General features: G+C 42.1%; 8 protein-coding genes. 6 read left to right on the top strand and 2 right to left on the bottom strand.

Translation table 11 applies throughout. The features are described 5' to 3' along the window. Nucleotides 1-39: 39 nt before the first annotated feature. Together MR764_RS05780 and MR764_RS05775 are read right to left on the bottom strand one after the other, a co-directional pair. A complete protein-coding gene (locus MR764_RS05780) occupies nucleotides 40-2,139 on the bottom strand; it encodes a GH92 family glycosyl hydrolase (RefSeq protein WP_247978455.1) in 2,100 nt (699 codons plus the stop codon). A 53-nt stretch (nucleotides 2,140-2,192) separates the two neighbouring features. Then, nucleotides 2,193-3,539 carry a Gfo/Idh/MocA family oxidoreductase gene (locus MR764_RS05775; protein ID WP_247978454.1) on the bottom strand — a complete coding sequence of 449 codons (1,347 nt, stop codon included), beginning with the start codon at nucleotides 3,537-3,539 and terminating at the stop codon, nucleotides 2,193-2,195. A gap of 209 nt (nucleotides 3,540-3,748) precedes the next feature. Between MR764_RS05775 and MR764_RS05770 the strand changes: the two genes are divergently transcribed. The 6 genes from MR764_RS05770 (at nucleotide 3,749) to MR764_RS05745 (ending at nucleotide 13,152) form a co-directional block, all read left to right on the top strand. Further along, complete coding sequence (locus MR764_RS05770; protein WP_247978453.1) at nucleotides 3,749-7,795, top strand: response regulator; 4,047 nt, start codon at nucleotides 3,749-3,751, stop codon at nucleotides 7,793-7,795. Between the two features lie 117 nt (nucleotides 7,796-7,912). Then, entirely contained in the window at nucleotides 7,913-9,175 is a 1,263-nt protein-coding gene (locus MR764_RS05765) for a peptidase U32 family protein (RefSeq protein ID WP_247978452.1), read from the top strand. 64 nt (nucleotides 9,176-9,239) lie between these two features. After that, nucleotides 9,240-10,106, top strand: coding sequence for a hypothetical protein (locus MR764_RS05760; RefSeq protein WP_247978451.1), 867 nt, complete (start codon nucleotides 9,240-9,242; stop codon nucleotides 10,104-10,106). A 60-nt stretch (nucleotides 10,107-10,166) separates the two neighbouring features. Continuing rightward, nucleotides 10,167-10,895, top strand: coding sequence for a GntR family transcriptional regulator (locus MR764_RS05755; protein ID WP_247978450.1), 729 nt, complete (start codon nucleotides 10,167-10,169; stop codon nucleotides 10,893-10,895). 102 nt (nucleotides 10,896-10,997) lie between these two features. Then, a complete protein-coding gene (locus MR764_RS05750; RefSeq protein WP_247978449.1) occupies nucleotides 10,998-11,936 on the top strand; it encodes an ROK family protein in 939 nt (312 codons plus the stop codon). Between the two features lie 64 nt (nucleotides 11,937-12,000). Next, a complete protein-coding gene (locus tag MR764_RS05745; protein WP_247978448.1) occupies nucleotides 12,001-13,152 on the top strand; it encodes an MFS transporter in 1,152 nt (383 codons plus the stop codon). Nucleotides 13,153-13,203: the final 51 nt, after the last annotated feature.

Raw genomic sequence — 13,203 nt, 5'->3', positions numbered from 1 at the left:
ATCAGATCACAGCAATGCTATTTTATTGATTTTAAATAGTTACTTTTGAGTTGTTATATATTGAATGGTGGCCCCGTTTTTTAAGTCATCAAAAGAGATCCATGATGTAGCCTGCTTTTTCCCGTTGATGCGAATCGAGCGAATTTTTAATGCGTCTTTTGAGCCTCCGAGTATATTGACGTTACCACCGGGAAGTTCCATCGTAACATCAGAAAACCGGGGGATATTGACAGAAAACCCGCCAACTCCCGGCACCATCGGATACAAGCCAACCGAAGCAAAAACATACCATGCTCCCATTGCTCCCAGATCGTCGTTACCGGGCAGTCCGGAAGGAGTACTGTTGTACATTTCGTTGAAAACCCGCTGAATTACTTTGTTTGTTTTTTCAGGTGAACCAGTCCAGTTGTAGATCCAGGGAACCTGAAAGTCGGGTTCGTTTCCGGCAGCAAACCAATCATCATCGTACGATGCATCCAGTCTTTCAAATAAAGTATCGAGCCTTGCCTCTGCAACTTTCTTCCCGCCAATTGTGTCAATCAGGGTTTCCAGATCGTAGGGCACCATCCAGAAATAGTTTTTATAAGTTGCTTCCCGCCAGTCGTGGTGAATACTTTTCCAGGTTCCATTTTCGTGACGCGAACAAAGCCAGTTCAGTTCCGGATTGTACAAGTTCTTCCAGTTTCCTGCGCGTTGAATAAAAAATGCTGCTTCTTTCTCGTCCTTTAATGCTTGATTTGCAAATTCACCAATCGCATAATCGGCTGAAGTATATTCTAAAAGCATGGATGCCGGAGCCAGCCCGACTTCGTTATACCCACGGAGAAAAGGTCTTATTTCCTGATCCTGAGAATAAAGCCGGGGGATGGTAGCACCTCTTTTCATATAAAAGAAAGCCTTCTTCACATCAAAATCGGTCGCGCCAAAAGCGTATGAATTGGAAATCAGAATCGGAGTTGGATCGCCTTGCATGATTCCGGTTTCAATATTGGATAAAATCCAGCGTCCGTAACCTCCTGCCTGATCGGCAAAATCAACCAACGATTGCATCATATCACTGGCTTCTTTCGGAAACAGAATGGCTACTAGCTGTGCCTGGGTGCGATAAGTATCCCACACACTGAACGAGCTGTAAACATCCCTTCCGTCTTTTACTTTATGAATTGCGTAGTCGGCACCCATGTACTCGCCGTTGCAATCGCTTACCAAATTGGGATGAATCAGGCTATGGTACAGGTGTGTATAAAATTGTACAAGGTCGTCTCTGTTATCACTCGTAACTTTTATTTTTCCTAAACTTTCATCCCAGGCTTTTGATGAAGATTCTCTGTATCCTTCGAAATTATTTTCAGTTGCTGACCGACGAAGGTTTTCGCGGGCATTTTCGACAGAAACATAGGAAATGGCAATCCGATATTCAACGCTGGAATCATCTTTTGTATCAAAAGAAAAGTAGGCACCCGAATTTTTACCATAAGCCAATTTTGCTGCTTCCAGCAGATTCCCTTTCGTCCAGGTTCCTGAACTTTTTGCTTCGCGGTTAAACTCGGCAGCAAAGTATATTTTATACCGGGTTTCCGTTCCGCAAAACTCTCCTCCGTAACTAAAACCCTCGCAGGTTGAGGGAGATGTGATTTCAATCCTGGCATTGTTTACAAACGTGGCACTAATTCCCGAGCCAATGAGTAGGGTACCTTCTTCTGAATCGAAAGTAAAACGAGCAATCCCAGAGCGTTGGTTAACAGTTAGTTCTGCCAATGTATTGTCTTCCATTGTTACTGAAAGATATCCTGCATTTGCTTCATTAACTTCAACATACGGTTTGAAGCCGTTCATATCGTTGGGAGACTTGCTAAGCTTCCCGGCTAATGGAAGTACCGGAAAATTTCCCATGTTTGCACAGCCTGCGCCACTTAGCTGAGTGATTGCGAATCCTCTTTGCGGAGTGAAAAACCCGGGAGAAAATTGCACCATCCCAAAGGGATATGTTGCCCCGATGTAACAATACCCGCAGCCAAGCCCATCACCTTTGCTTCCGATTAACGGATCTACCAGATTTGAATAGCGTTGAGCCAGGATATTCAGATTGGATAAAAGCAGCGTTAAGGTTAACAAAATCAGAATCGGTCGTTTTTTCATTTATCCGGTTTTTTATCGTTTTAGTTTGTACTAATTGGCTTAACTCATAAATATTAGACCTTTGGCTCCCAGCCTTTTTCATACTCCCGCCCCCAAAGCTTCATGGCGTCGCGATCATAAATCCGGCCGTTATCTTTATCTACCTCGAATGATTTTCCTACCCTGAAAGCAATGTTGGCATAGTGAGTCAGCATCTGGCTCTTCGCCCCCATTTCAATGGGTGAATTCAGCACACTGGTTTTTCCCCTGATTGCATCAAAAAAGTTGCGGATGTGAGCATCTGACATGGAACCGCCACCACCAAGGGCTGTTCCTGCTTCATTTCCATTAGATTTATTATCGGAAAGAAGTTTACCACCACGGTCGTAAACCTTGTATCCATCGCGGTTGATATAAACAGTCCCCTCAGTTCCGTAAATAATTGTACCTCGTTCCGGGCCATAGGTCTGGTAACCGTTCCGGCTTTTGCAATCCCATGCAATTACCTTGTCTTCAGGGAAACGAAATGTCGCATACATTGTATCGTACATCTCCCATCCATCGTTTGCATAATGGCGTTTTGCCCCTTGTACATCTACAAATTCAGGATAGTCAACATCGAGTGCCCATCGGGCTACATCAAGTTCGTGGGTTCCGTTGTTTCCCGATTCTGCAGTACCCCACTTCCATCCGTACCAGTGCCAGTTGTAATCCCAGGTATTGAATCGGTAATCTTCCCGTGGTGCAGGGCCCTGCCAAAGTTCCCAGTCTAATCCTTCTGGAACGGGAGCCGGCTTTGGCACCGGCACTTCTGCACGGTTATTCGAGTAAAAAGCAACTGCCCGATAAACATTGCCAATCCTTCCTTTATGAATATCATTAATAATGGTAATTGTATCTTTTGAGGATCGTTGTTGATTCCCCATTTGAATGAATTTGTTGTATTTCTTTTGAAGAGCAATCAGGATTTCGCCCTCTCTTGGATTTTGCGTTCCGGGTTTTTCGAGATAGACATGCTTGCCAGCTTCCATCGCCATCCAAGCTCCCGGAGCATGCCAGTGATCGGGTGTTGCATTGAAAACGGCATCGACTTTCAGGTCTTCGAGCGCTGCACGAATATCATTGATCAGGGTCGCGTCTCCGCTTACTTTCCCAGCCAAATGTTTTCCTACTTTCTCGCGCTGCGATTTCATAACATCACAGATGTAAGCCAGGTCAACATTGTTGTTTTTGTCTTGAATCATATTATAATAGGCTCCAACCCTTCGCCCGCAGCCCATAAAAACCACCTGCAAGCGATCGTTGGCACCTAGTATGCGCGCATAACTTTTTGCAGACATACCCATAACTGAACCTCCGACTGCAACTCCTGCAACACCTACAGTTGCTTTTCTTAAAAAATCTCTTCTATTTGAACTCATGATATTTTGTTAGTCGACTTTAGTTTCGTTCGTATTTAGAATTTTGATCAACACAGCATACACTGATCAGATCTCAATCTTTGTACTTTCCTATTTTTAAAGTCGTTCAAAAGTAGAATCCACATATTCGGCAAGAGGATGTTTTTGTTTCAGGTTGTGACGTTTTTGTTTCAATTGTATATTTTTGTGTCTTTCTTGAAAGAATGAAGTTGAGAACAACAATACGATCGGCAAGTTATTTCCTGATAGTCTGCACAATAGCTTTCTTTTGTTTTGCAGGCGACATCCTGGCACAGGAGATACGTTTTGATCATTTCGACACCAGAAAAGGTCTGTCTCAAAACAATATCAATGCGTTGATTGTAGATTCTGCCGGTTTTGTGTGGATTGGTACAATTGAAGGAATTTCGCGTTTTGACGGAAACAATTTTGACATATTCAGGTCTTCACCGACGACAACCAACACCCTTGAGAGCAATTATATTCAACAACTTTCGTCATGTCCAAACGGAAACATCTGGGTTCATATGCTAACACGAGGGCTGAACCTGTACGACGCCGCTTCGGAGGAATTCAGAAGTTTTCCTGACAGTGTTTTTCTTCCTGCTGACATTATCAATACAACGAGTATAGTGTCACCTAAAAATGAAGTTCTCTGGTTCACTGATCCAAAAGGACTTTATTGTTTCACTCAGGGCAACACCGGGGCAAAGAGCTTTAAAGTACCGTTCAGCTACGGTCACATCATTAAAGGAAAGGGAGAAAATGTTCTTTATTGGGGCTCTCGGGGAATATACAGTTATCAAACCTCCGACACTACATTAGGACGCAAAATTATTGATTCAAGAGTATACTCGATTTCGGAGATATATAACGACTCATTGGTTTTAATAAACACCGGACAAAAAATTGAAGTTCTCAATCTGATAACCTTTCAAACTAAACCAATACCAACCAACGAAAAAACAAGACAAATTTTAGGAAAAAGCTCTATTACTTGTGTGGCGGGTTACGATAATGAAATATGGGCAGGACTAAGCGATGGTTTAGTTCTCATTAAATGTATAAAAGATTCCATCTTTTCAGTTAAAAAATATTCCTACGATCCCTTTAACAATTATTCCTTCCACGGAAAAGACGCAAAGAATTTGATGTTCGATAAAGCGGGGAACCTGTGGATCGGAACTTCGAAATACGGGGTAAATCTATATTGCCGAAGAAAAAATCAATTCAATCATCACCAGATTTCAGCCTTATCAAAAGCGGATCAGGAAATTGACCCGATTCGCGCAATTTGCAAAACTTCAGACAGCAATATCTGGGTTGGATTCGATCGCTTGGGAATCGTGTGTACCCATCCAGACGGGAAACAGGTTCTGTATTCCGAAATTCAGTTCCCCGGGAAACAGAAAAGATCGCTGGAAAATATACGCTCGCTTTATGAAGATTCGGAAGGAATCCTATGGATTGGAACCAACAGTGGCTTGTGTAAATACAATTCTCAGTTAAACAGGATCGAATCAGTCACGGTTGAATACAATTGGGAATGGCCGGATGTATGCTACTTCATGAAGGAATTTGATCCGGGGAAACTAACTGTTACAAGTCCATTTGGAATCGGCATTATTGATCTTAAAACAAAAAATTTCCAACGGCTGAAAATGCCTCCAAATTACCGAAGAGAATCGATGCGAAGCCTGGCGCTGGATAAAAATGGCAATTACTGGTTTATTTCAGCTGACCTTGGACTATGTAAATTTAAACCGGGTGAAGACATAAAATACTTTACTTACAAAAAAGCCAAACTCACCGACAATAAACTGTATTCCCTTGAACTACTTGGAGATACTATCTGGATTGGCAGTAACAACGGGCTAATGGCCTTCGATATCGAAAAAGAGCAGGTTGTTGCCCGGTTCTTTGAAAAAGACGGCTTGTCTAATAACCTGGTTTACAGTACCATATATTCTAATGGCTATTTATGGATGAGTACCAACCGGGGAATTAGTCGTTTGAGGATGAATGATTTTTACATTGAAAAATTCTTAACGGACGATGTATTTATGGATGACGCCTACTTTCAGGATAAAGAAGGTAATATCTTTTTAGGTGGCTTCGATGGCTTTGTAAGTTTTAATCCCAAACTTATCCAGGATGACCAAACGCCGCCAGATCCTGTAATCACAGCATTGTACATCAATAATACAAAAGTCACGGTTAACAACGAGGAAAAAACAAGCGATACCCCTATCCTCACAGCATCTATTCAAAACACGAACTCTCTACGCTTATATTACAGTTCAAACTCCTTCTCATTGTCATTCGATGCCTTTCCTTTTAATTACCCCGATCTCACCTATTTCAGATACCGGCTGATCGGACTTTCGCCCAACTGGATCGTAACTCCTCAAAATGCAAATCGGGGAATCTTTACAAATTTATCGCCAGGAGAGTACACCTTTGAAGTGCAGGCAAGCCAAAACGGGCAAATCTGGAGTCCCGTAAAACAACTTGCGATCTCAATTATTCCGCCCTTTTACAAAACGCTATGGTTTAAATGGATCGTTGCTTTGACCATTGTTTTGATCATAGTTGCCATTTTCAGAATACGTCTTTACACGATTAAGCAATGGAATATTCAGCTTGAAACCCAGATAAAAGAACAAACCCTCTCGATCGAGGAACAGAAAAACAAGATCATCGACCAGAAAGAGAAAATGGTGGAGCTAAACAAACGTTTACGCGAAGCCGACCAAGCAAAATTGAAATATTACACCAACCTTTCCCATGAATTCAGAACACCATTGACAATTATCATGGGCAACATTGAAACTCTTCGGGAACAGGGTGTCAATCAGTTTATATTAAAAAATATAAATCGTAGCTCAGACCGACTGTTTCGTCTGGTCAATCAGTTTATCGATTTGCGCAAGTACGATCAGGGCGAATTGAAGCTGAGAATTTCAAATTTTGATATCGTTTCATTTACAAAAGATATTTCTGATTCATTTAAGGACCTTGCGCTTCGAAAAAACATCCATCTTGAGTTTCCCAATAACATTGAAAAAGCATTTTTGTGGCTCGACAGAGATAAAACAGACAAGATTATTTACAACATTTTATCAAACGCACTAAAATATACCGAGGAGAATGGTTCGGTTTTTATCGACTTTTTAAAACAGGACTATGAATTTGCGCTAAGAATAACCGATACCGGAGTCGGTATTCCTGAAAGTGAGCAGCCAAATATTTTTAATCGTTTTTACCGCAGCGAAAAAATCTCAGCACACATTGACGGACATGGCATGGGGCTTTCACTTGTTAAAGCCCTGGTTGATATGCAGCAGGCAAGAATAGAATACACAAGCGAAGAGGGCGTAGGAACAAGCTTCAGTGTATTTTTCAAATATGGCAACAAGCATTTTAGCAAAGCTGATATCTACGAGGATACAATCGTACAAGAGGTGTTGGAAACGGAGTATAGCGAACCTGTTGTGATTGAATCAGGTAATCCCTCAGGGGATGAAATTCTGGTTGTGGAAGATAATCCTGAACTATTGGAGTATTTGTCCTCTCTTTTAGGAAAACATTTTAAAATTCAAACTGCTACAAATGGCAAGGAAGCCTTGCTAAAGCTCGAACAAAATACTCCTGACCTGGTTTTAACCGACCTGATGATGCCGGTTATGGATGGTTTGGAGCTTTCAAAAACGATCAGGGAGAATGCAGAGACCCGCTTTATTCCAATCATTATTCTCAGCGCAAAAACCGATGTGACTACAAAAATTGAAGGATTCCAACTGAATATTGACGATTACATTGACAAACCCTTCAATCCAAAACTCTTGCTATCGAGAATCAGGAATATTCTGAACAAACAACACCAGATCAGAAACGACGCTGAGCAGTTTATTATGATCAAAAGTAATGGCTGGAGCAAGGAAGATAAATTGTTCTTTAAAAAAATTCTAATTATTCTCGACCGCCACTATTCCGATCCGGAATTTAATTCTGACACCTTAAGTACAATGGTGGGTATGAGCCGTGTTACATTTTATCGAAAAATGAAAAAGCTTGAATACGAAAGCCCGGGTGAGTTTATTCGCAAATATCGTCTCAAAAAAGCAGCGTCACTAATCAAAGAAGGCAATAAAACTGTCAACGAGATTTGTAATGAAGTGGGATTCCAAAGCCTTTCGCATTTCAGGAAAAGTTTTAAAGAAGAATACAAGGTTTTACCCTCGAAGTTTCAATAAAATTAGCATAATCTCTGGAGGATCGGCAAACCACTGTATAGCGATAGGAATACCGAACAAACAAGCCCGGTTACAATTTGCAAATTATTTTAACTTTGCACCGCAAATTTGAAAAAGATGGAAAGAAGAGATGTGGAAATAATGGCGCCGGTAGGTTCGTACGAATCACTGATGGCGGCTATTCAGGGTGGTGCAGGATCGGTTTATTTCGGAGTGGAACACCTGAACATGCGTTCGCGGTCGGCCAATAATTTCACACTCGATGATCTTCGGAAGATTGTGGAGATCGCCTCCGGGCATAAAGTGAAAACTTACCTGACACTAAACGTTGAGATTTTCGATGGTGAAATGCAGCAAATGCACAGTGTGCTCGATGCAGCAAAAGAAGCTGGGGTTTCTGCAGTTATTGCGGCCGATGTTTCAGTGATTCAATATGCGCGTTCCATCAATCTTGAAGTTCATATTTCCACGCAGGTGAACATCACCAACATCGAGGCGGTTAAATTTTATTCGCATTTTGCCGATGTGATGGTACTTGCCCGCGAAATGAATCTGGGGCGGGTTTGGGAAATCAGCAACCAGATTAAAGAGCAACAGGTAAAAGGCCCCAACGGCGAATTGGTAAAACTCGAAATGTTTGTGCACGGTGCATTATGCATGGCTACCAGCGGGAAGTGTTACCTGAGTTTGCACGAAATGAATTCTTCGGCAAACCGCGGCGCCTGCCTGCAAACCTGCCGGCGTGCCTATACCGTCACCGACCGGGAAACCGGAGCCGAAATCGAGATCGACAACGAGTACATTATGTCTCCGAAAGATCTTAAAACCATTCATTTTCTGAATAAAATTCTTGATGCCGGCGTTTCGGTACTTAAAATTGAAGGACGTGCCCGTTCTGCAGAATATGTAAAAACTGTGGTTCAATGTTACCGTGAAGCAGTAGATGCTTATTTTAACGAAGCATTTACCGACGAAAAAGTTGAAAACTGGAACGAACGACTGGCTTCGGTTTTTAACCGCGGATTTTGGGACGGATATTACCTGGGACAGCGTTTGGGCGAATGGAGCCATAATTACGGATCTCGGGCAACCAAACGTAAACTTTATATCGGGAAAGTAACCAACTACTTCAAAAAAATAGGGGTGGCTGAATTCAAGCTCGAAACCAATAATCTGAAAGTAGGCGAAGAAATTATAGTAACCGGCCCAACCACCGGAGTTTTCCAGGACGAGGTTAAAGAAATTCGATTTGAATTGAATCCGGTGCAGGAAGGATTAAAAGGACAACGCATTTCGGTTCCTGTTGACACGGTTTTACGCAGAGCCGATAAATTATTTAAAGTAGTCGACGCCAAGGAAGTTAAAGAACATAGGAAGTAAATCTCCCCTGCTCTTTTCTTTTTGATAAAAACAACTTAATTTACAAGTTGTTATATCAGATGCAATGACCCGAATTCTAACGATCAGCGTTTTATTTCTTTTGATACTGTCCGAAGGAAGAGTTTCGGCCCAGAATATGGGTTTACGATTTGCGGTCAATTCAGGGCTTCTGGTTACCGAACTTGGGAAATCGGACGCGCTCCATCCCAATGCACTTGCACTTACACCAGCAACAGCCAGCGAAAGGTTTACCCCGCAGCCGGCAATGGGAGCAGAAGCAGAAATTCTGTTTCAAATTTCGCCCAATGCATTTTTCGGGATCGAACTGGATTACACACACTTAAAAGGCTACAACGATAATCCGCCGTGGTACAATTATTACCTGACATCTTATTTTACTGAATATCAGTCGGTCGACTACATTTATGCGCCAATCAAGTACAATTCAACTTTACTAAACCTGGCGGTGAATTATAAATACTTCTTTTTCCGTGAAAAAGTTTTTCAACCCTTTGTAAAACTCACCGGAGTTGTAGCTTTGGTCGGAACCGATTTCACCTACAAAGAGCTTCCTGATGCGACCCTCGAATCGGATGTACTATATGCCCGCGGTACCGCAAACAGCAATTTAAATAAGTGGCCAACCTTTCATTTTGGCGGTGGAATTGGGTTTAGCTATGATATCTCCAAACAACTGGCCTTTCAGATTGACGGAACAGCTACAGTCCTGAACTCGGGCATTATTAACGGAGTCCCCAACTTCACTTACGTTCAGGAAAACGAAGAAAACCTGCTGCGTTACAACCGTCGCTTGTCGTTAACGACACAAATTAGTGCGGGCATCGTTTATACTTTCGAAGTGGCTACCGGAGGCAGAGGCGAAGGAGGCAGAATTGATCCGAATTTCCCATTCTACAGAAGAAAAAATTAAATAGAATTTCCCTTTTTCATCCGTTTTTATACATTTGCAAATGTATGAACATTTGAACAAATGAAATTTGAGATCGACCATTCAAGCAAACTGCCTCTGCATTATCAGGTGGAGGAACTCCTAAGACAATTGATTGAACACCCCGACTACCAAAACGGTAAATTCCTTCCTCCCGAAGTTGAATTGGCAAACATGCTCGGAGTTAGCCGAAATACCATCCGACAAGCCACCAACAAACTGGAATATGAAGGTATAATTGTTCGCAAAAAAGGATACGGAACTAAGGTGGCCGAAAACTCGCTCACTACGCAACTGAACAGCTGGCATTCGTTCACCCAGGAAATGAATGAAAAGGGAATTTCGTTTAAAAATTTTCTGATTAAAGCCGAATGGGTGGAAGCTCCCGAAAAAGTTACCTCGTTTTTTAATGTTTCTGAAAACTCAAATGTGCTACGAATCACCCGCTTGCGAGGAGATGCCAATGGCCCTTTTGTTTATTTCGAAAGCTACCTTCATCCGAGAATTGGAGTTTCTGAAAACGAAGATTTCACTCAGCCTTTATACGAACTACTGGAAACAAAATACAAAACTCCGGTGAGCATATCACGCGAAAAGATTAAAGCACGTATTGCTTCAAAAATAACTGCCGACCGCTTGCACATAAAAAAAGGTGAACCGGTTTTAATACGCGAACGATTTGTGAGTGATCCCGGAAACAGACCGGTGGAATACAACATTGGCTTTTACGTGGCAGAAAAATTTACCTATTCGATAGAAATAAGACGATAATATAAAACAGGCATCGAAATGCTTGCCTCAAAAGGATATGACTACAGTATGTAGTTGCATCCAACAATTGATGAACCGATGATAACTGACAATCTTAATCATATGACAAAAAAAATTTCAATTGGAGTTGATGTTGGCGGAAGCCACGTTAGCTGCATGGCCTACGACCTGGAAAGTAAACAACTTTTAGAGCACACACATGCCGAGAATGATTTGGATAACCACGGGCAACCCGCTGAAATAATCGAGGCATGGGGAAAAACCATAAAAAAGACCATGGAACTTGCCGGTGTCGAAAATGTACAAGGAGTAGGTTTCGCCATGCCCGGTCCTTTCGATTACGTTAAGGGAATTCCGCTTTTCACCGGCGAAAACGGAAAATACGAAAACATTAACGGTATTGATGTACCAGCAGAACTGCGCAACTATCTGGGATTGTCAGCCAACTTTAAAATCAGGTTTATTAACGATGCCACTGCTTTTGCCATTGGCGAAGATCAGGTTGGCAAAGCCAAAGATTTCGGGAATTCCTTGTCGGTAACACTTGGAACAGGCTTTGGTTCTGCCTTTATAAAAAACGGGTTACCTATTGTTGAAGGCGCGGAAGTTCCTGAAAACGGGTGCTTGTGGCACCTGCCCTTTGAAGATGGAATCGCCGACGACTACTTTTCTACGCGTGGCTTAATTAACCGTTATGAAAAAGCCACCGGGGAAAAGCTGCCGGGAGTAAAACAAATTGCAGAATTGGCGGCGGAAAATCAGTTAGCGCGGGAGCTGTTTAACGATTTTGGAACAAAAATGGGCTCATTTCTGAAACCCTGGATTGAAAATTTTGGTATTGAAATATTTGTAATGGGAGGAAATATCTCAAGGGCGTATCATTTGTTCGGCACCAGCCTGAATATTTACCTTGAACAAGCCGGGCTGAATATGAAAGTGGCCATTTCTGAATTAAAGGAAACAGCTTCATTTATTGGAGCCGCCACGCTGGTTGATGATCAATTTTACCAAAAGGTTCTTCCGGCACTTGCTAAAATGTAATGGAATAAAAACAGAATAAAAAGGAGGCCGGACTGTTCACTTTCCGGCCTCCGACTAAACCACGATGAACAAAACAAAACTACCTGTAAAACTCATAACTCCTGTTTTACTCAGCTTTTTTGTAATGAGCTTTTGCGATCTGGTGGGAATCGGTGTTGACAATGCAAAAGCCGATTTTGAACTCAGTAACACATTGGCCCAATTGATTCCAATGGCTGTTTTTGCCTGGTTCTTTATCCTCTCCGTTCCGGTGGGAATTATACAGGACCGCATCGGCAAAAAAAACATGCTCAACATCGGCATGTTTTTAACCGCATTGGGATTAATCCTGCCCTTTTTGCTCTATACTTTCCCGGTGCTTTTAACCGGTTTCGCCTTGCTGGGTATTGGCAATACAATCATTCAGGTTTCTGCCAATCCGTTATTGATCGATGTGGTTCCATCAAACCGCAGCTCCAGTTTTTTGAGCTTTTCGCAATTTGTAAAATCCATTGGTTCGATGGTGGCGCCATTCCTTGCCACATTTTTTACTGCCCAGTTTGGAAATTGGAAAATAATGTTGCTGGTTTTTGGAGTCCTCTCCATTATTTCAGCACTTTGGCTGCACTTTTCAAAAATTGAAGAAACACATTCGGCAGAAAAAAAGGCAACCGTTGCCTCGTGCTTAAAGCTTTTAGGCACCGGTTATATTGCTTTAATGGTACTAGGTATTTTTGTTTTGGTTGGCATCGATGTGGGAATCAACTCGGCCTCAGGACAATTTCTTATGGAGAAGTTGGGAATGGCAGCCGAACCTGCAAAACAAGGTCGCAGCTTGTATTTCTTTGGGAAAATGCTGGGAACATTTCTTGGTGCCCTTGTGCTTATCCGTTTTTCTGGCAGAAAATTTTTACTGGGTTCATCCGTTGCAAGCCTTGTAATCCTTGTAGCTTTTATTTTATCTCCAACACCGGGTATCGCTCTAACGTTAATGTTCGCTACTGGTCTGGCCGCATCCAATATTTTCCCCTTAATCTTTTCACTAACCATTGAAAAATATGGAACCCGTGCCAACGAAATTTCCGGACTAATGATTATGGCCGTGGCAGGTGGCGCCTTTATTCCGCCGGTAATCGGAAAGATAACCGATTTAATGAATGTTACATCAGGCTTGTTTGTATTGATTGTCTGTGCTGTTTACCTGTTGGGCCTGTCGGTTTATGTATTGAGGAGATAGGTAACAAAAGCGAAATTAAAAGTAGAAAACTTGAAGGACTTTAACCAAGAA

Origin of the sequence: Maribellus sp. YY47 (assembly GCF_023111095.1) — a bacterium.
Classification (GTDB): domain Bacteria; phylum Bacteroidota; class Bacteroidia; order Bacteroidales; family Prolixibacteraceae; genus Draconibacterium.
The sequence above is the reverse complement of the archived record's forward strand: the minus strand, read 5'-3'. Positions and strand labels throughout refer to the sequence as shown.